At 65.6% G+C, this 18,951-nt stretch carries 13 protein-coding genes and 1 pseudogene; 4 read left to right on the top strand and 10 right to left on the bottom strand.

Going from position 1 to position 18,951, the window contains the following annotated elements; genetic code table 11:
* The first annotated feature begins 16 nt into the window (after positions 1–16).
* Genes AC13EK_RS14890 through AC13EK_RS14875 form a run of 4 tightly spaced genes read left to right on the top strand, consistent with a single transcriptional unit; the run spans position 17 to position 3,825 of the window.
* The gene (locus tag AC13EK_RS14890; RefSeq protein WP_069338792.1) at positions 17–919 is read left to right on the top strand and encodes an amidohydrolase family protein; all 903 of its coding nucleotides are present in this window, start codon (positions 17–19) and stop codon (positions 917–919) included.
* Positions 916–1,980 carry an L-rhamnose/proton symporter RhaT gene (gene rhaT, locus AC13EK_RS14885; RefSeq protein ID WP_010339259.1) on the top strand — a complete coding sequence of 355 codons (1,065 nt, stop codon included), beginning with the start codon at positions 916–918 and terminating at the stop codon, positions 1,978–1,980. Before AC13EK_RS14890 ends, rhaT begins: the two co-directional genes overlap by 4 nt.
* A complete protein-coding gene (locus tag AC13EK_RS14880; RefSeq protein ID WP_069338793.1) occupies positions 1,980–3,020 on the top strand; it encodes a glycoside hydrolase family 43 protein in 1,041 nt (346 codons plus the stop codon). The genes rhaT and AC13EK_RS14880 overlap by 1 nt, the downstream gene beginning before the upstream one ends.
* A complete protein-coding gene (locus AC13EK_RS14875; protein ID WP_069338794.1) occupies positions 3,007–3,825 on the top strand; it encodes an alpha/beta hydrolase in 819 nt (272 codons plus the stop codon). Before AC13EK_RS14880 ends, AC13EK_RS14875 begins: the two co-directional genes overlap by 14 nt.
* A gap of 92 nt (positions 3,826–3,917) precedes the next feature.
* On the opposite strand, the gene AC13EK_RS14870 is transcribed toward AC13EK_RS14875, so the two are convergent.
* The 10 genes and pseudogenes from AC13EK_RS14870 to AC13EK_RS14825 all read right to left on the bottom strand — a co-directional run bounded on the left by AC13EK_RS14870 (position 3,918) and on the right by AC13EK_RS14825 (position 18,945).
* Positions 3,918–4,967, bottom strand: coding sequence for a LacI family DNA-binding transcriptional regulator (locus tag AC13EK_RS14870; protein ID WP_004209352.1), 1,050 nt, complete (start codon positions 4,965–4,967; stop codon positions 3,918–3,920).
* A 46-nt stretch (positions 4,968–5,013) separates the two neighbouring features.
* Entirely contained in the window at positions 5,014–5,979 is a 966-nt protein-coding gene (locus tag AC13EK_RS14865; RefSeq protein WP_069338795.1) for a glycoside hydrolase family protein, read from the bottom strand.
* On the bottom strand, positions 5,976–7,166 hold the full coding sequence (locus AC13EK_RS14860; RefSeq protein ID WP_069338796.1) for an SGNH/GDSL hydrolase family protein: 1,191 nt from the start codon (positions 7,164–7,166) through the stop codon (positions 5,976–5,978). The genes AC13EK_RS14865 and AC13EK_RS14860 overlap by 4 nt, the downstream gene beginning before the upstream one ends.
* Positions 7,167–7,179: 13 nt before the next feature.
* Positions 7,180–8,694 carry an MFS transporter gene (locus AC13EK_RS14855; protein ID WP_069338797.1) on the bottom strand — a complete coding sequence of 505 codons (1,515 nt, stop codon included), beginning with the start codon at positions 8,692–8,694 and terminating at the stop codon, positions 7,180–7,182.
* A gap of 108 nt (positions 8,695–8,802) precedes the next feature.
* A pseudogene (locus AC13EK_RS14850) lies at positions 8,803–11,235 on the bottom strand (glycosyl hydrolase 115 family protein).
* Complete coding sequence (locus tag AC13EK_RS14845; protein WP_069338798.1) at positions 11,235–12,815, bottom strand: rhamnogalacturonidase; 1,581 nt, start codon at positions 12,813–12,815, stop codon at positions 11,235–11,237. The pseudogene AC13EK_RS14850 and the gene AC13EK_RS14845 overlap by 1 nt, the downstream one beginning before the upstream one ends.
* 28 nt (positions 12,816–12,843) lie before the next feature.
* Positions 12,844–13,959, bottom strand: coding sequence for a beta-galactosidase BglB (gene bglB, locus AC13EK_RS14840; RefSeq protein ID WP_069338799.1), 1,116 nt, complete (start codon positions 13,957–13,959; stop codon positions 12,844–12,846).
* On the bottom strand, positions 13,960–16,968 hold the full coding sequence (locus tag AC13EK_RS14835) for a glycoside hydrolase family 35 protein (RefSeq protein ID WP_069338800.1): 3,009 nt from the start codon (positions 16,966–16,968) through the stop codon (positions 13,960–13,962). It lies immediately after the preceding gene.
* Positions 16,969–16,990: 22 nt separating this feature from the next.
* Positions 16,991–17,305 carry an L-rhamnose mutarotase gene (locus AC13EK_RS14830; protein WP_069338801.1) on the bottom strand — a complete coding sequence of 105 codons (315 nt, stop codon included), beginning with the start codon at positions 17,303–17,305 and terminating at the stop codon, positions 16,991–16,993.
* 104 nt (positions 17,306–17,409) lie between these two features.
* Positions 17,410–18,945: a rhamnogalacturonidase gene (locus tag AC13EK_RS14825; RefSeq protein ID WP_069338802.1), complete on the bottom strand. Its 1,536-nt coding sequence runs from the start codon at positions 18,943–18,945 to the stop codon at positions 17,410–17,412.
* Positions 18,946–18,951 lie beyond the last annotated feature (6 nt).

Genomic DNA, 18,951 nt, shown 5'->3' with positions numbered 1-18,951 from the left:
TCATGGGAGAGGACGCATGATCCCCTTTGTCGACGCCCATATCCATCTGTGGGATCTCCACCATATCCGCTACGACTGGCTGAGCCCGCCCTTTTCGGACGATGGCCCCAATGGCAGTGTCGAGCCGATCGCCCGCAATTATGGCGTCGCCCAATATCGCGAAGACCTTGCCCGTTGGAACGTCATCGGCGCCGTCCATGTCGATGCCGGCGCGGCGGCGGAAAGCGCGCTGCGCGAGACCCAGTGGCTCGACACGCTCGCCGCCGTGGATGGCCTCCCCACCGGTTTCGTCGCCTTCGCCGCCCTCAATGACCCGGATGTCGATGCGCTGCTGGCCGCGCAGGCCGCCCATCCCCGCGTCAAGGGCATCCGCCATATCGTCAACTGGCATGCCGATCCCCAGCGCACCTATGGGCCGGTCGACCTCACCGTCGATCCGCAATGGCAGGCGGGCTATGGCCTGCTCGCAAAGCATGGCCTCTCCTTCGACCTGCAATGCTATCCGGGGCAGATGCCCGGCCTCGTCCCGCTGATCGAGCGGCATCCCGACATCCCGGTCATCATCAACCATATGGGCATGCCGGTGCTGACCGACCCGGATGGCCTCAACGACTGGCGCCGGGGCATGAAGGCGCTCGCCGCGCTGCCCCATGTCGCGGTCAAGCTGTCGGGCATGGGCTTCATCCGCCGCGACTGGACCATGGCTGGCATCGCGCCGCTGGTGCATGAGGCGATCGACATGTTCGGGGTCGATCGTTGCGCCTTCGCCAGCGACACGCCGACCGACAAGCTGTTCGGCCCGATCGACCGTTACATGGAATCCTATCACGCCATCGTGTCGGATTTCCCCGAAGCCGATCGCCGCGCGATGTTCGCCGGCAACGCCAATCGCCTCTATCGTCTGGGACTTGCCCTATGACCCCCAATCCCCTGCTCGGCGTCCTCTTTCACTGGCTCGGCGGCTTCGCCTCGGCCAGCTTCTATGTCCCCTTCCGCGGCGTGAAGCGCTGGAACTGGGAGATTTTCTGGCTCACCGGCGGCATCTTCTCCTGGGTGATCGCGCCCTGGTTCTTCGCCTCGGTCCAGACCAATGACCTGATGGGCGTGATGGCCCAGGTACCCTCGTCCGTCGTCGGCTGGTGCATCTTCTTCGGCTTTCTCTGGGGCTTTGGCGGCCTCACCTATGGCCTTACCATGCGCTATCTCGGCCTCTCGCTCGGCATGGCGGTGGTGCTGGGCCTCTGCACCGTCTTCGGCACGCTGATCCCGCCGATCTTCGACGGCACCTTCATGACGGAGATTGCCGGCACCTTGCACGGCCAGATCGTCCTGTTGGGCCTCGCCGTCACGGTGCTCGGCATCGTCGTCGTCGCCCGTGCCGGCGCGCGCAAGGATGCGGCGCTTTCGGCCGATCAGAAGGCAGCGGCCGTCGCCGAGTTCGATTTCAAGAAGGGCATCGCCGTCGCCATCTTCTCGGGCATCATGTCGAGCTGCTTCGCCTTCGGCCTTGCCGCCGGTGAGCCGGTCAAGGCGCTGTCGGCCGCCGCCGGCACTGGCCCCTTGTGGACCGGTCTTCCCACCCTCTGCCTCGTCATGTTCGGCGGCCTCATCACCAACGCGCTCTGGTGCGGCTGGCTGATCGCCAGGAACAAGTCGGCGGGCCAGTGGGCCGGCGCGCCTGACGCCAGCGGCCAGCGCCCCAAGCTGCTGCCCAATTTCCTGCTCTGCGCGGTGGCGGGCACGGCCTGGTATTTCCAGTTCTTCTTCTACACCATGGGGGAAAGCCAGATGGGCCGCTTCGGCTTCTCCAGCTGGACGCTGCACATGGCCTCGATCATCATCTTCGGCACCTGCTGGGGCTTCGCCTTCCGCGAGTGGAAGGACGCCGCGCCGGCGGTCCGCCGCATGGTGTGGAGCGGCGTCGGTCTGCTGATCCTCGCCACCCTCATCATCGGCTATGGCAACAGGCTGGCCAGCTGATGCGTCGCTGGCTCGCCGCCCTGCTGCTGACGCTCGCCGCCCCGGTGGCGGCGGCCGAAGCGCCGCTGCTGACCTCGCATCTGCGCATCCATGACCCCTTCGTCGTGGCGGAGCAGGCGAACCGAACCTATTGGCTCTTCTCGAAGAATGATCCGGCCGTCACCGGCGATCCACGCATCGGCATCATGGCCTATGCCAGCAGCGATCTCGCCCATTGGCAGACACCCAAACTGGTCTTCGCCCTGCCGAAGGACAGCTGGGCCAATGACGGCGGCTGGGCGCCGGAGGTGCATCGCTGGAAGGGGCGCTATTATCTCTTCGCCACCTTCCACAATGACAAGGCGGCGATCCCGGCCAGCGGCAAGCGCCCCAATTATCGCCGCGCCACCTTGCTGGCGGTGTCGGACCGGATCGATGGTCCTTACCAACTTATCCACAAGGGTGAGCCGGTCACTACGCCCAATGACATGACGCTCGACGGCAGCCTCTATATCGACCCGGCCGGCAAGCCCTGGATGGTCTATGCCCATGAATGGCTGCAGATGGGCGTCGGCACGATGGAGGCGCTACCGCTGAAGGATGATCTCTCGCCCGCCGGCAAGCCGCAATTGCTGTTCCGCGCCAATGACGCCGACTGGGTGATTGGCCAGAAACAGCCCGAAGGGGACATGGGCTATGTCACCGACGGCCCCGAACTCTATCGCACCAAGACCGGCACCCTGCTGATGCTCTGGTCGAGCTGGGGGAAGGGCGGCTATGTCCAGGCGCAGGCCCGCTCCACATCCGGCACGCTCGCCGGCCCGTGGGAACAGCTTGGCCCGCTCATCATGCAGGACAGCGGCCATGGCATGCTGTTCCATGCTTTTGATGGCCGGCTGATGCTGGTCCTCCACCGCCCGTTCAAGCGGGCGATCGCCAAATTCTACGAAATGCGCGACGCCGGCGATCGGCTGGAGGTCGTGCGCGAGGCCGTGGAACTGGATGGCGAAGCCTATCCCACCCATGGCTGCCCGATGGGAGTATCCGATGCTCGCTGCTGATCTGGTCTGGCCGCTGCGCGACGCGCCAAGCGGCGCCTTCGCCCTGGAAGACGCCAATGCCGCGCCCGAACAGGCGGTCGTCACCGCCGTCGATCGCCCGGTGCTGCTCGGCTATGCGCCCGACAAGCCCAATGGCCGCGCCATGCTCATCCTGGGCGGCGGCGGCTATGTCGCGCTGATGGCCGGACGCGAAGGGGTGCAGGTCGCGCGCTGGCTGACATCGCTTGGCTATCATGTCTTCGTCCTCATCCACCGCTTCCCCCATGTCGGCACCGGTCCCTCCGCGCCGCTCGACGATGCGCTCGCCGCGATGCGGATGATCCGCGCCTCCGATCTGGCACCCGATGGCGTCGGCGTCGTCGGTCTTTCCTCGGGCGGCCATCTCGCCGCCTGCCTCGCCGCGCATTATCCGGCGGACTGGGGCGATGTCGCGCCACAGCGGCCCGACGTCATGGTCATCGGCTATGCGCCCATCTCGACCAATGCCAAAGGGCGCACCATCGTCGCCGACAAGCCGCCACTGCCGCCGGTGGAAAAGCAGGCGCTCTACGACGTGCTTCAGCCGGACGCGCAACTATTGGCCGGCCCGCCGCCGGCCTTCATCGTCTATGCCGGCAATGATCCGGTGGTGCCGGTCGAAAACGCCCATCGCCTAACTCGCGCCTGGCAGGATGCGGGCGGCAGCGCGGAACTGCACATCTTCGCCGACGCCCCCCATGGCTTCGCGCTCGACACGCAGGATCAGCCCGTCTCGCTCTGGCCGCGCCTGTGCGAAGCCTGGCTCAGGCAGGTCGGCTTCCTGTAAACTTCGCTGTCACCCTGCACGGGCTTTGATCAGCCCGCGCGGCGCCTGAGCGTTTCAAGCTGCCGATGCGTCAGCATCCTGGCAGCTTGTAATCAATGCCGTGAGGGCACGGCATCCGACTGGCGCCGGATCAGCTGATAATCCAGCTTCACCCGGCCCAGCGCCTCTTCGCCGGCGCCATCGTCCTGGCTGCTGAAATGGGCGCCCAGCAGGCCGATCGCCTCGCGCGCCATGTCGCGGATCGGCTGGCGGATCGTCGTCAGCGCCGGCCAGATCGCGCTCGCCAGCGGCGTGTCGTCGAAACCGCAGATGGTGATGTCGCCCGGCACGTTGATCCGGCGCTGATGCGCCACCGTGATCGCCGCCGCCGCCATATCGTCATTGCAGGCAAAGATGGCGCTGGGTGGCGTATCGAGGCTCAGCAACTGCTCGGCCGCGTCTAGCCCCGATCGATAGGAAAAGTCGCCCGGCACGATCCAGCGCTCGTCCAGCCTTATCCCCCGGTCGGCCAGGCAGTCGCGAAAGCCCTGCAGGCGCCGGGCGCTGGCGCGGTGGCGGATATTGCCGGAGATGAAGCCGATCTGCCGATGGCCAAGGTCGATGAGGTGCCGGGTCAGGTCATAGGCGGCATGGCGGTCGTCGGTCCCCACCGCCAGCATGCCGGGCACATCGCCATCGGGCGCGATGCCGACCACGGCGATGTCGCGCGCCTGCAATGCCTCGACCAGCTCGGCCCAATCGCACAGCGGCGGCGGCAGGATGACGCCGGCAACATGCGCTTTCGACACCTGATCGACGATCTCCTTGGCAAAGGCGCCGGGCGCGCATTGCTCGACCACCAGATGCAGATGGCGCTGCGGCGCCTCGCCCAGCGCGCCGAGCAGCAGTTCGCCCAGATAGGCCGATGTCGTCGAATTGCTGTGCAGCAAGGCCACCCGCCGGTCGGCGCTGCCCACCAGCGCGCGCGCCGACGCATTGGGCACATAGCCCAGATCCTTGACCGCCTGCTCGACCGCCTGTTGCGACTTGGCGCTGACCAGCGCCTTGCCGTTGATCGCGCGCGATGCGGTCATCATCGACACGCCGGCACGGGCGGCGACTTCGCGGATCGTGGGCGGCTTCTTCTTCGCGGCTTTCTGCATCGTCCATCTTCCTAGCCACTTTTACGGGCAAGGAAAATCGCGGCGATCAGGGCTTTAGTCGTATATGCGCCGGCGCATCGCGATCGACGCTGACGATCCCGTCCTTCTCGGTCAGTTCGGCGATCTGCAGCACCGACCGCCGTTTCCAGTCGGGATTGGCCTTGGCTTCATCCTCGCCCTCCTGATGGACGAAATAGATGATATAGGCGCGGTCGCCCGACACGATGATGTCGGGATGCTGGCCCTTGGCCCGGTCGGTCGGCGCCTTGCCCGGCGTCGCCAATATATAGTCCGGCTGGCGCGTCCAGTGCGTCCCGTCGTCGGAGCGCATCACCAGCAGCCCCTTCCACGCGTCGGAGATCAGCCAATATTTGCCCTTCCAGCGAAACGCCTTGGGCCCTTCGCCCGGCGTGTCGGTCAGCCGGTCCTTGACGCTCCAGTGAACCAGGTCGCTGCTGTCGGCAGTGCGGATCGCCTTATTCATCCGCTCGTCGTTGAAGAACAGCCGATAGCCGCCGCCCGGTAACGCCAATACGCTGGCATCGATGACCCGGTCGGAGCCGAGGTCGAGCCGCTCGCCACAGGTCCAGCTCTTGAGGTCCGGGCTGGTCAGATGGACGATGAAGCGCGGGGCATTCCAGTCGCGATAGACGCCCGGCACCACCGTCAGCCACATATGCCACTGGCTTTCCAGCCACTGCACTTCGGGGGCCCACAGCGTCTCGCCGGTGCAACTGGTCGGGATCGTCGCGGTGCCGCTATAGCGCCACCTGGCACCGTCCTTAGACCGCGCCGTGCCGATCGCCGTGCCATGGACCCAGCGGACATCCTTGGCGTCTTCCATGGGCAGGTCGGCGCGGCGATTGGTGTAGAACATCACCCATTCGCCGCTCTTGCGATCATAGACGGTCGACGCATCGGCCGCGCCATCATGCACCGGGTCGCGCAGCAGCGGCTTGGGCGCCACCGGCCCACTCGCGGCGGCGGCCATCAACAGCAGCGATGCGATCATTTGAACAGCCTCAGGTCGAACGCATCGGCCATGACGCGGAAGCCTTCGTCATTGGGGTGCAGCGCGTCGCCGACATCATAGGGCTTGGCCATGCGCGACGGATCGGCCGGATCTGCCACCGCCCTGGCCAGGTCGACGAAGCCGTCGGCCTCCTTGGTCGTGCGGATCCAGTCGTTGACGGCGATGCGCACCGCATCGCCCTCCGCGCTCCAGTAACCCGCGCCCTTGTATGGCAGGATGGTCGCCAAGATGACCTTGATATTGCGGTCATGCGCCCGCGCGATCATCTGGCGATAGGCGCCGATGACGGTCTGCGGCGTCAGCATCGGGCGCTTGTCGCGCGCCGCCCCGCCCAGGTCATTCACCCCTTCCAGGATGACGACATGGGTGACGCCCGGCACCGCCAGCACATCGCTGTCGAACCGGGCCAGCGCATTATAGCCGTCCGCCTCGCTCAGCAGCCGGTTGGCGCTGATCCCGGCATTGGCGACGCCGACGCTTTTACGCCCGGCTTTCTGCAGCCGCTCGGCCAGCAGGTCGGGCCAGCGCCGGTTGCTGTCGGGGGTGGCGCGCACGCCGTCGGTGATGGAATCGCCCAGCGTCACGATCGCCGTGCCGCGCTTCGCATTGTCGACTTCGACCGCGGAAATCACCACGCGCGGCCCGATGACGGTCGGGCTGGTCAGCGTCTGCGCACCGGTCTGGTCGCCCGGCGCGGTCCAGGTCGTCGCCGCCGAATAGCTGTGGACGGTCGCATCCGCCGCGCCCTGCGGCAAATGGATGGAAATGCTGATGCGGGTCAGCGGCTTGACCGCCAGGTCGATCGGATCGCTCAGCAATGGCGCGCGTGCGGGAATGGTCGCACCCTGCGCCTGGTTGAAGGTCACGACATGGTCGCTGCCCGGCACGATCGCGCCATTCTCGCCGGCTAGCGCGACATGCACGCTGCCCACCAGCAGCGGATTGACCGACATCTCGTTCGACAGGCGGATGCGGATGCGCTGCCCGCCGCTCGACAGGCGCACCACCTGGCGGACGGTGCGGTCGTTGAGGTCGGGATGCTTCTCGGGCGGGGCACGGTTGATCAAAGGCGCCGCCATCCAGCTGCGCGACCAATATTGGGCCTGCGCCGGCGTCGCGGCGACCATCGCCAGCAGCGCCGCACCCAACAGCATCCTCTTCGCCATGCCTCTCCCTTTCTTATTGCGCGACCGGGTTGCGGCCCCACAGCTGGTCATAGCGCCAGCCCGACAGATCCTCGACCACTTCCGCCGCGACCGGCGATGTCGGCGTGCGCGCGCCGCTGCGCAGATGCTCGATCTCGCGCATCAATATGTCGTGCGTCGCCGGGCTCAGGCGGAATTTGGTCGACACCCAGATGCCCAGCCCCAGGCAGCCGACCGTGCCGACGCCCAGCAGCAGCGCCATGGTCAGGATCGCGCCATGGCTCTGTTCCGCCGCGCCCGACACGAAGCCGCCGGCCTGCATGATGAAGCCCACGCCCGCGACGGCCGCCGCCTGCGTCGCCTTGCGGACGAAGGTCATGACCCCGGCAAAGCTGCCTTCGCGGCGCTGGCCGGTCACGATCTCGTCGACATCGGCCATATAATTATAGGTCGCCCAGGGAATATAGTTGAGCGCGCCGCGGCCCAGGCCGCACAGGATGATCGGCAGCCAGATCCACGGGCTGGTCGCCGGCACGCCGGCAAACCATAGGCCGATCAGCGTCAGGCAGCCAACGGCGAAGTCGGCGGCGGCAACCTGATAGGCCTTGGCCGGCGACGCCCGCAGCGCCAGGTTGATGGCGATGATCACCGCCACGAACTGGACGATATACATGGTGCCCAGCAGGCCCGATGCGATCGCCGTCGATCCGGCCAGCGCGAAGATCACGAAGAAGGTGAAGGCCGCGTTGAAGATGTCCTGGCTGATATAGCCGCCCAGATACATGCCCAGATGCAGGCGGAAGGCGCGAATGCGCATGGTGGAAAAGAGGTTGCGGTAGAGCGCCTTCAACGCCTGTCCCGGTCCGCCCGCGCCGACCGGATGCTGGCCGATCGCCTCGGCCGATCCGGGCAGATGCCGTTCCCAGCTGAACAGATAGAGCAGCCCGGCCGTCATCATGAACAGGGCGGCAAAGATGATGCCCATGTAGAAGAAGGTGTCGGCGCTGTCGCGGCCCAGCGCGTTGATCAGCCACAGCGGCAGAAAGCCGGCCAGGATCGCCGATGCCTGGCCGAACAGGATGCGCGACCCGGCGAACTTCGCCTTGGTGCGATAGTCGGTCGACATTTCAGCCGCCAGCGTCTCGAACGGAATGATCTCCATCGCATAGACCAGCTCGAACAGCACATAGCTGACCAGATAATACCAGAAGCCCTGACCCGGCAGCCACATCAAGGCGAAGCTTGGCAGCAGCGGGATTGCGGCCAGAATGAAGAAGCGGCGGCGGCCAAACTTGCGGCCCAGCCAGGTGCCGCCGAAATGGTCGGAAATATAGCCGATCATCGGCGAGGCGAAGGCGTCCAGGATGCGCGCCACGGCAAAGATCGTCGCCGCCTGCCCGGCGCTAAGGCCACAGAATTGCGTGTAGAAGATCAGCACCCAGCCGGAAATGACCGCCATCGATCCCGCGCCCAGCACGTCGTTGGAGCCATAGGCGAGGTAATTTTGCAGGCGGACGGGACGCGCGGTGGATGGGGCAGTCTCGGGCAATTCAGGTCCTCCGCCTAGGGCAATGATCGGCGCTTGGGCTCTTGTTCTGACGCGCGCGGGCATATGAGATATATGCCACATAGTGAACGGCTATCACACGATATGAGACTAATGCAAGCCGCGATCGGCCTTTTCTGCGGTTGCCGGCACGAAGCGGATTGCCTCGATCAGCACGCCGGGATCGGCGCGCTCCAGCGTCACGACATGGCGCCCGCCGCTCAGTCGTTGCGTTAACGTCATGGTCGCCCGATTGTCCAGCACCCCCATCGCCCAGTCGCGACTGCCGGTCTCGCGCCGACTCTCCAGCGCCTGCGTCACGCCATCAATGCCGACGGTCAGGCGCAGCGCATCGCCATCCCGGTCGGCATAGGTCGGCAAGATATCCACAAGCGCGGTCCACTCACCCGGCGGCAGGTCGATCGTCGCGCGGCTCGTCCCCGCCTTCTCACTTGGCGCCAGCATCGCGCCATGGCGGCCCAGCCCCTCCACGCGCGTCCATCCGGCGAATCGGTCCGGCGTCAGCAGCGGCAGGGCAGGGGCGGCTGGCTGCGCCGTCGCCGGCCCGGCCGGCGGCGCCAGCGCATCGACCGGCGGCAGGATCACCGGCGTCAGGCGATAGCTGCGCCATTGCCCGTCCGCCGGCTCCACCGCCATGATTCCGTGCCATTTTCCGCCCGCCAGTTCGCGGTTGTAATAGGTCGTCAACCTGTCAATTTCGCTGTCCGCTTCATGCGCGATCCTGCCTCGCCGCGTCGCCTCGGCCAGGTCGCTGTCACGCAGCCGGTCATGCGCTTCGGCCGCGAAGAAGCGCCGGTTGGCCGCCGCCGATGCCCGCACCGGATAGGCCAGCAATTCGTAGAAGGCGTCGCGCCGCTCGGCCGGGATCGTTGGCTCCACTTTCGCCGTCGCCGCCTCCATCGCCGCGAACGCCGCCAGCCGTGCATCCGCCTCGTCGATCGTCAGCGGGCTTTGCCGATACTTATCCACAGGCAGGTTCCACTGCAGATGCTCGGGCCGCCGGGCGAAATTCAGCCGATGATAATCGCGCAAAATCCCCGCAATGGCGGGTGCCTGCGCGGCATCGACATTCTCCGTCGCCCAGTCTTCCACAAACTTATCCACAGGCTTTGCCCGCACCTTATCCACAGCCCAGGCAAGGCTCAGAAAATAGTCGGTGGCCAGCTCCGCCGGCTTCAAATCGCCGACATTGGCGACCTAGACCTGCCGCGCGCCGGCATCCCAGGCGCGACCCATCTCCTCGCGGATCAGCGCCGGCGGGGTTGTGGATAACCATAGGTAGGAGAGCGGCGCACCCAGATAGGAGAGGTGATAATAGACGCCCGACCCACCCTTGCGCGCCCGCTCGGCGGCATCCGGGAAGTGGCGGATATAGCCGAAATTATCGTCCGGCCACATCAGCGTCACATCGTCCGGCACCTTGAGGCCGGCGCGATAGACGTCCAGCACTTCCTTATAGGGGGTGAAGACCTGCGGGGCGTCGGCCGCGCCCGCCCTGGCCAGCATCGCCCGCTGGTCGGCAAAGATGGCCTCCAGCGTGGCGCGCCGTTCCTCGACCGTCTTGGGCCCGACCATGCCGCTGTCATGGATGCCGCGCATCCCCAGCGTCCAGATGCTCTCATAACGGGCATTGCTGCGCACCCGCGCATCCCAATAGCACCGTACCCCGTCGGGGTTCTTCAGATAATCGAAATCCTCGGCCGGCGCGGTCCATTCGCCGACATTGTTGCGCAGCATCGGCTCGGCATGGCTCGACCCCATGATGATGGCATAGCGATCGGCCATCGCCGCATTGGCCGGGTTGGCATTGAAGGGCGTCGTCACCTTGTGCATCGCCGGCCACAGCAGATTGGCCTTCAGCCGCAGCAGCAGCTCGAAAACCTGTGCATAAGTTTTCGGCCCCAGCGGCTTCTCGTCCGGCGCATGACGGCCCGCTGCCCAGGGCACCAACCCCCAATCCTCGTCATTCAGGAAAATGCCGCGATATTTGACAGAAGGCGGCCCGAACCGCCGGGCATCCTTCGCGACATAGAGCGCATCGCGATGCAGCGGCGTCACGTCCGCCCACCAGTGCCAGGGCGACACGCCGATCGCGCGCGACAGTTCATAGGCGCCATAGGCGGTGCCGCGCCGGTCGCTGCCGATGATCAGCAGCGCGCGCGCCACGCCGGGTGCCGGCCGCTCGACCGGCAGGATCAGGAAGCTCTCCCACGCGCCTTTCAGCTTCGCGACATCGATCCGCCGGTTCGCCACCAGTCGGTCGATCGCTGCATTATGCCCCAGCGTGCCGATCCAGACTTGCGCCTGTCCGCCCTCGGCCGCCCCGGTGACCCGGCCAATATCCTGCTTCAGATCCTCGGCGGCGATTTGCACCACGGCGTTGTCGGCCGGATCGGTGACGATCCGCGCCGCCTGTCCCTGCGCCACCAGCGGGAAATCCCCCCGCTGCGCCACCGATCGCACCCAGTCCGCCGCCTGCGCCGGCGTCGCGCCGAGCAGCAGCAGCGCCAGCCACCAGCGCATCAGAAACGCACCATGCCGACCGTGTCGATCCGCCGGTCCGGCAAATCGCGGATCGCGCTGCTGCGAAAGCCGGTCACATGCTCCAGCCGGAAGGCATCCGCGCTGCCCGGCATCTTCAGATAGGACCCGTCAAATCCCTCGACATGTTTCAGCCAGAAGGCCGGCCGCGCGTCCGCCGCCCGCGTCCGCACCTCGACATGGCTCAGGTCCACATTGCGGGCATGACGGATGAAGAAGCCACTTGCCGGCAGGGGGCCGAACCGGTCGGGATCGGGATAATCCTCTTCCTTCGCCGGTGGGTCGATCGCGGCCATCGCCGCGTCACCGCCGCCCGGCTGGTCGATGAAGATATTGCTGATTTGGACGTCCTCGACCGGATGACCGGCCACCCCCGCGATGATCGACGGCAGCATCGACCCGCTCTGGCAGGTGACATTGTCTATCAGCACCCGCCGCATCGATCCCACCGCCGCGCCGGCCGGCCCGCGCATCCGCCGGCCCAGCCGCAGGAACAAAGCCGGGCTGTGACAGCCGCGCATGGCGATGTTGCTGATCGTCACATCCTCCATCACCGCGCCGTCCACCGTTTCCAGCGCCAGCCCCCAGCATTGGTCGAACACGCAATTGCTGATCGTGATGTTCTTGAACCCGCCATTGCTTTCGGTGCCGCACTTGATCCGGCCCAGCAGCCAGGTGTCGCGATTGCGCGCCAGCGGCCGGAACGTCCCGTCCAGCAGCGTGCCGACGACATAGGATCCGCTGACATGGCAGTTGGTGATGGTCACATTCTCGGTCGCGCGCGGATAGCCCAGCGCATAGCTGGACTTGGGCACGATCGCGTCGTCATAGGGGGTGTTGAGCGTGCAGTTGCTGACCCGCACATTGCGGCAGCAGTCGATGTCGAACCCGTCGCGGTTGGTGTCGACGGTGAGGTTGTCGATCAGCAGATTGTCGACCCCGGTGGCCAGCAGCGCGAAATGCCCGCCCTCGAGGATCGAAAAATCGCGCAGCGCGACATTGCGGCAGTTTTTGAGCGCGATCGCCTTGTTGCCGACGCCGGGCAGTTCGGCGGCCGGCCGATCCGTGTCGGGATGGCCCCGGCTCAGCCCCTTGCCCCAGATCAGCCCGTCGCCGCAGATCGCGATATCATGCAGCCCTTCGCCATGGATCAGGCTGTTGCGCCAGTGATTATGGCCATAATCCTGATAGGGGGCGATTGCAGGATCCTGCGGCTCGGCCGCGTCATAGCCGCCGCTGGCGAGGCCCGTCAGCGGCACTGATGCGGCCAGCAGGGTGGCGCCCCGGTCCAGCCACAGGGTGATGTTGCTCTTCAGGTGTATGGTATAGCAGGCATAGCGGCCGGGCGGGACATAGACGGTGCCGCCGCCGCGCTCCGCGGCAAAGGCGATCGCCCGGTCGATCGCGGGGCTGTCGATATGGCCACCATCGCCCTTCGCGCCGAAATCGCGGACATTCGCTATGCCCTGCGGCAGGGCGCGGCCAAAGGCGGGCAGTGCCGCCAGCATGGATATGCCGGCGGCACCTTTCAGCAGGAAACGGCGATCGAACGGTCCTTCCATTTACCCCTCGATCCCCGTTTCCCGTGACTCAGATATAGGTGCGCAGGAACTCGCCGAGCGCACACATGGCCAGGCTCTGGCCATAGGGCATGGAGGTGAGCGCGATGTCCTTGTAGAATTGCATCGTGTCGCCCATCGCGGTGCCGAAGCTCACCTGCTGCAGCTCGCCGGTCTCGTCGATATTCGCCAGCACGCCGCGCACCGCCTTGATGCCGACCTCTTCATAATGGCGCGGCAGATAGCCCTTCCGCACGGCCTTCAATATGCCATAGGCAAAGCCGGCGGTGGCCGATGCTTCCAGATAGCTGGTCGGATCGACGATCAGCGTGTGCCACAGGCCGGTTTCGGCGTCCTGCGTCTCGGCCAGCGTCTTCACCTGGGCGGCCAGCGTGTCGATCAGGAAGGTGCGGAAGAAGTCGCCGTCCTTCAGGTCCAGGATCTCGATGATCTCGGGGATGGCGATAGTCACCCAGCAATTGCCGCGCGCCCACAGCGCTTCGGCGAAATTGTGGCGACCGTTGAAGTCCCAGCCGTGGAACCACAGGCCGGTCTTCGTATCATAGAGATATTTGATATGGACCAGGAACTGGCGCTTGGCTTCCTCGACATAGGCCGGGCGATCGAGCAACAGGCCGATCTTGGCCAGCGGCAGCACCGACATCATCAGCGTGTCGTCCCACATCTCGCCGGGATTGACGTCATTATAGACGATGTGCTGGAACCCGCCTTCCTCGGTCTTGGGCAGGCCATCGGCCGCCATCAGCCATTCGGCCCAGACGTCCAGATAGGGGATGTAGCGCGGATCGGGCTCATATTCATACAGATAGGCCAGCGTGATGAACGGGGCCATCGTGTTGATATTCTTGGTCGGCGTGCCTTCGGCAAAGCGATCCTCGAACCACTGCTTGATGATGCCCAGCGCCTTCTTGTCGCCGGTCTGTTCAAAATAGCGCCACATGCCGAACAGGCCGACGCCATGGGTCCATTCCCATCCGGCCCAGCCCTTGGTGTCGATGATGCGGCCATCTTCCAGATGGAGCAGGAATTCGCCTGTCTCGTCCTTGATATTGACGAGATTGTCCATCAGCCGGTCGATGGATTCGACGACCTGCTGGCGCGGTACATCATGGGTGAGAGCGGCCACTTACTTGGTCTCCTTGAGGTCTGAAGGTGCGTTTGGCGCGGTCACCATCTGCACCGGCAGACCGCCTTTCACATTGCGTAGGGTGACGAGGCGCACGGCTTCGAGCGCATCGCCTGGCTGACCGTCGGATGTGACGGCCAGCGCGACATGGTTCTGGCCCCTGTGGTTCAGGATGCCTTCGGGAATGGGGAAGGTCCGCTGCGGCCCGACATGGGCGATGAACTGCCCCATGTTCCAGCCATTGACGAAGACCAGCACACGGTACCGGACCGGCGAACGCGGCTTGCTGGCGTCGCCGAAGCTGAGGCCAATGGTCGCGTCCTGCCCCTTGGGGACGTTGAGGGCAAAGCTGGTGCGATACCAGCTCGTCCCGGCCGCCGCCTGGGTCGCGGGCATGCTGGCCTTGGCCCAGCCGGCATCGTTGAAGCCTGGCAGGTGCCAGCCCATCCGCTCGCCATAAAGGCCGCCATTGTTCGCGGGGCCACGGGCGACATCGGGCAGATCCTCGCCGCCCTGCTTGCCCTGGATCTTCCAGTTGATTGGCACCGCGAAGCTGCGTCCGCTCGGGCCGCCCTCCAGCGATGCGGACACCAGGCCGCGCGCCTCCTTGTGGAAGTCGTCGCTGTCCAGATCCCAATTATGGCCATTGTTGCGGACCATGACGGAGAGGACATGCTCGCCCGCCGCCTGCGCCTCCGCCGGCAGGGCGAAGCGTGCCGTGCCGGTGGTGATCGGCCGCGGCAGGCCGCCCGGCGTTTCGCCTTCGCCCAGGAACTTGCCGTCGACCCAGGCCTGCACCAGTCCCGAACCGCCAGCGCCATAATAAAGCGACAGCGCCTTGGCATCGGGCGACCCGGTGAAGCGGCCGCGATACCAGACATCGCCGTCATGGAAGCCATAGGCGTCCATCAGCATATTGGGCTGGCCGTCGGGCTTGGCGGTGGTGCTGGCATAGGATCGGTTGTCGATCGTCTGCCAGCGGCTGTCGTCGAAACCGGGCTGCGCTTCGGGCGAACCCTGCGCCATGCGCCAGTCGTTGAGCGCCGGCAGCGCGACATCGGCCGGGCCGGCAAGCGGCTGGACCGCGGCGATGCTGCCGATGGCTGTCGCCTTCGTCGTCACCTTCGCGCCGTTCCAGCTAACCGAGCGGACCGCCTTGGGCGCCCAGATTTCGAGCGGGCTGGCCGCACTTGTGTCACCGGTCAGCGCCAGCGCACCGCCCTTGGCGACAGTGCTGCGCACCAGCGCCGGCCCGCGCACCAGCATGCCCTTCTCGCGCCAGTAACGCGCACCCTCTGCCTCGTCGGCCAGGATCAGGGTCAGCGGCGGACGCCCGCCCCCCTCGATCCGCACCACGGCGCGGCCCTGATGATTGTAATCCAGCTTCAGGTCGCCCTTGGCGGCATCGAACGCGCTGTTCGCCTGCCCCTCAACCACCGTCACCTTGGGTGCGGATGCATAGCGCAGCACCGTCTCGCCCGGCTCGCCGGCGCGGCCATAGAGCAGGATCAGGTCGTTGCCGTCGATCTGCTGCGCCGATTGCAGTTCGGAACTGGAATAGACCAGCCGCTGCCCGCCCAGCGTGACGCCCGCGACCAGCCATTTGGCGTCGAAGCCATTAAGCTGCATCGGCACGGTATAGCGGCCATCGGGCAGGTCGGCGGTGAAGCTGAAAGCGTCGCTCGTCTGCCCGTTGGACGGCTTGTGCGTCACCATCAGGAAGCGCGCGTCCGTTTCCGGGCTCTTGTTGTGATAGACCTGGATATTGGGCGAGCTGATCTCCGGCGTCCCGGCCGGGATCATGCCGGCCATGTCGGGGACGGAGGCGATCAGGCCGCCCAACTGCTTCATCTCCAGCGCCTTTTCGCGAATCTCGCGCGGCTCGGAAATGGCGGAGCCATAATCATAGCTGCTGAACACTACCGGCGCGGGCAGCCAGCCCCAGCTGGTGCCACCATAGCCCATGTAGAAGCTCTGGATGCCGATGCCATTGGCCAGGTTCGTGCCATAGAAGACGCGCTGGAACCGCTTGCCCCGCTGGATCGCGTTGCACTCATAGCCGCCGTTCGATCCCCAATAGTCGAACCAGCCGCCGCCGAATTCGGCCAGGAAGCCGGGCGTGTCGGGCGAAGCGGAGGCGCCGCCCTTGGCGCCGCCCGGACCATAATAGCCCCAGTCGGGTGCGGCCGACCCACGCGTCGGCTTGCCATCCACGGTACAGGTGCCACCGGGATAGCCGTCGAACGCATACATGTCGTTCGGGCCATGGACGACCTTCTCCACCTTGCTGCTCTCGGGCGCCCAATAGCCGTTGCGGCCCTGGTCATTGTGGAACAGCGGCACGGTGATGCCGTCGGCGCGCGCCTTGGCATAGAGATGATCCATGTAGCGCCGCTGGGCCGGCGTGGTCATCGCCAGCTCATTCTCGATCTGGTGCAGGATCACGCCATATTTGCGGCTCGGATCAGTGTTGATCTGGTGCTTGGCGATGATCGCGTTGACCTTTGTCAGCCATTCGTCGGCCGCCGCCATATAGTCGGGATCATCGGTGCGGGCGCGGGCGCGCTGGTTGACCAGCCAGCCGGGAAAGCCGCCGCGCGACAGCTCCGCATTCACATAGGGACCGGCGCGGGTGATGACGTAGAGGCCTTCCTCTTCCGCCATGGTCAGCAGCCGGTCGATGTCGCGAATACCGCTGAAATCATACACGCCCTTTTTCGGGCTGTGGAAACCCCAGTCGAAATAGACGGCGACGCTGTTGAAGCCGCTCGCCTTCATCTTCTGGAGGATGTCGCGCCACAGATCGGGCGAGGGCAGGCGGAAATGATGGAATTCCGACGACCAGATCACCATCCGCTTGCCGTCGATCATCAGCGATCGCGCATCATAGGATACGCGGCCAAACGTCTTGACCGGCGCGGAGAGGTTGGCGGTCGGCTTGGCCTGCTGCGCCAGGACGGGCGTGGCCAGCATGGTGCCAAGGGCGAGGGCGGCGATGAAGCTACGCATGGGTGTCAGCCTGTTCCTGCACTCAATCCATGTGGAACAGCAGCGACAGCGGCCATTCCTTGGGCTGGTTGCTCGGCTGCACTTCCATCAGCGGCGCCATATAATCCCACCAGCGCTTCATGATCGGATGGTCGGGCAGGCTGTCGCGGCTGTTGTCCTCGCGCAGCTTCAGCACCGCGAACAGGCTCAACGTCTCTTCGTCCAGGAAGATCGAATAGTCATATATGCCCGACTCGGTCAGCAGCGCCGACAATTCGGGCCAGATCTCGTCATGGCGCTTGCGATATTCCGCGACCACGCCGGGCTTGAGCTGCATCTTGAAGGCGTGGACGGACATCGGCTCTCCCCTGTGAACCATATTATGGAACTCGAAACCGATATTTGGGTAACATCGTCCCACATGTTCGTCAAATGCTAAGAATGGGTGGGACGATGTCCGTTTCAGCGCGCCAGGATCGGGCTGTTGCGGATCGTCAGGCCCGCCACATCGTCGAACAGCGCGGGCGGCCGCGCGTCGGGCGTCGCCGTTTCGGCCGTAAAGCGCTCGATCGTCAGCCGCTCGGCATGGCGCGCCCAAAGCGCCCAGCTTGGCAGCACGCCGAACATGCTGGGTTCGGGATAGGCATCGGCCAGTTCGGCGGGCCTGCGCGCCGCATCCTGCGCGGTGCCGCCGCCCTGATAGACCAGATGTACGTCGCGCAGCGTCACGTCGCGCACCGGATGGTCCGGCAGGCCGGCAATGCTCGCGGCAAATCTGTGGTCGATCCCGCGTGCATCCACTTCGCTGATCTCCACGCCGCTGATCGCGCCGATACCGGTGCCATCCGGCCCGCGCCGCCGATCGCCGATGCGCAGGAAGATCGGCGCGGTCGTCACCTCGCGCATGGTCAGCCGCCGCGCGACGATATTCTCCATCACCCCGCCATCGACCGTCTCCAGCGCCAGCCCGCGGCAACGGGTGAAGCGGCAATCCTCGATCCGGATATTGCGATATCCGCCATTGCTCTCGGTGCCGAGCTTGATCCGGCCGGTGACCCGGTCCTGGTCAGGCGCGATCTGCTGGCTGGTGCGCTTCGTGCCGTCCAGCATCGATCCCATGTCATAACCGGACACGTCGCAGTCGCGGATCAGGATATTCTCCGATGCGATCGCCCGGCCCAGCGCATAGCTGCTCTTGACGACGATGCCGTCATCATTGGGCGAATTGACCCGGCAGCGTTCCACCAGCACGTCGCGCACGCAGTCCAGGTCTATGCCGTCGCGCTCGGTGTCGATCGCCAGATTGTCGATGCGCAATTGCTGCGTGCCGGTCGCGATGATCGCGAAATGCCCGCCTTTCAGGATCGAAAAGCCGCTCAGATGAATGTTGCGGCCATTCTTCAGCGCGATCGCCTTGTTGCCCAGGCCGTTCATCCTGGCGGCATCGGGCTCCAGCTCGGCAATCTGCGCGTCGCTCAAGCCGCGCATCGACAGCGGCCGTTCGCCCGCCTGCTTCTTCCAGCGCGCGCCCGGTCCGTCGCGGGTCAGGCCCAGGCCATGGATCATGCCGGGACCAAGAATCGCGACCTCGACCAGATCCTCGCCCCAGATCAGGCTGTTGTGCCAATGGCTATGACCAAAATCCTGATAGAGCTGGTCGATCCCTGTCTCGGGCAAATCATAGCGGCCGGCATGGCGCGCCGGATCGGCCGCCTCGATCACCGCGCCTTCGCCGATGACCAGGGTGACATGGCTTTTCAGCCGGATCGAGAAGCAGAGATAGCGGCCCCGCGGCAGCAGCACCGTGCCGCCACCTGCCTGCGATGCGGCCAGGATCGCCGCATTGATCGCATCGCTGTCGATCGCGATGCCGTCGCCCCGCGCACCATGATCGCGCACGTCGAACCGCCGCGCCGCATGACCGGCAAAGGGGAAGGCGGTGCCGGGCGTCAGCAGCGCACTAGCGGCAAGGCCCAGGCTCATCTCACGCCGGCTCATCCGCAA

This window comes from Sphingobium sp. L-44 (genome assembly GCF_056859495.1).
Note: the sequence above shows the minus strand (reverse complement) of the source record. Positions and strands in the feature narration are given on the sequence as shown.

Excerpts from the sequence above, each read along its gene's own strand:
- AC13EK_RS14845 (WP_069338798.1), bottom strand. The coding sequence starts at position 12,815 with ATGGAAGGACCGTTCGATCGCCGTTTCCTGCTGAAAGGTGCCGCCGGC.
- AC13EK_RS14830 (WP_069338801.1), bottom strand. The coding sequence starts at position 17,305 with ATGTCCGTCCACGCCTTCAAGATGCAGCTCAAGCCCGGCGTGGTCGCG.
- AC13EK_RS14875 (WP_069338794.1), top strand. The coding sequence starts at position 3,007 with ATGCTCGCTGCTGATCTGGTCTGGCCGCTGCGCGACGCGCCAAGCGGC.
- AC13EK_RS14860 (WP_069338796.1), bottom strand. The coding sequence starts at position 7,166 with ATGGCGAAGAGGATGCTGTTGGGTGCGGCGCTGCTGGCGATGGTCGCC.
- AC13EK_RS14835 (WP_069338800.1), bottom strand. The coding sequence starts at position 16,968 with ATGCGTAGCTTCATCGCCGCCCTCGCCCTTGGCACCATGCTGGCCACG.
- AC13EK_RS14825 (WP_069338802.1), bottom strand. The coding sequence starts at position 18,945 with ATGAGCCGGCGTGAGATGAGCCTGGGCCTTGCCGCTAGTGCGCTGCTG.
- AC13EK_RS14890 (WP_069338792.1), top strand. The coding sequence starts at position 17 with ATGATCCCCTTTGTCGACGCCCATATCCATCTGTGGGATCTCCACCAT.
- rhaT (WP_010339259.1), top strand. The coding sequence starts at position 916 with ATGACCCCCAATCCCCTGCTCGGCGTCCTCTTTCACTGGCTCGGCGGC.
- AC13EK_RS14870 (WP_004209352.1), bottom strand. The coding sequence starts at position 4,967 with ATGCAGAAAGCCGCGAAGAAGAAGCCGCCCACGATCCGCGAAGTCGCC.
- AC13EK_RS14865 (WP_069338795.1), bottom strand. The coding sequence starts at position 5,979 with ATGATCGCATCGCTGCTGTTGATGGCCGCCGCCGCGAGTGGGCCGGTG.
- AC13EK_RS14880 (WP_069338793.1), top strand. The coding sequence starts at position 1,980 with ATGCGTCGCTGGCTCGCCGCCCTGCTGCTGACGCTCGCCGCCCCGGTG.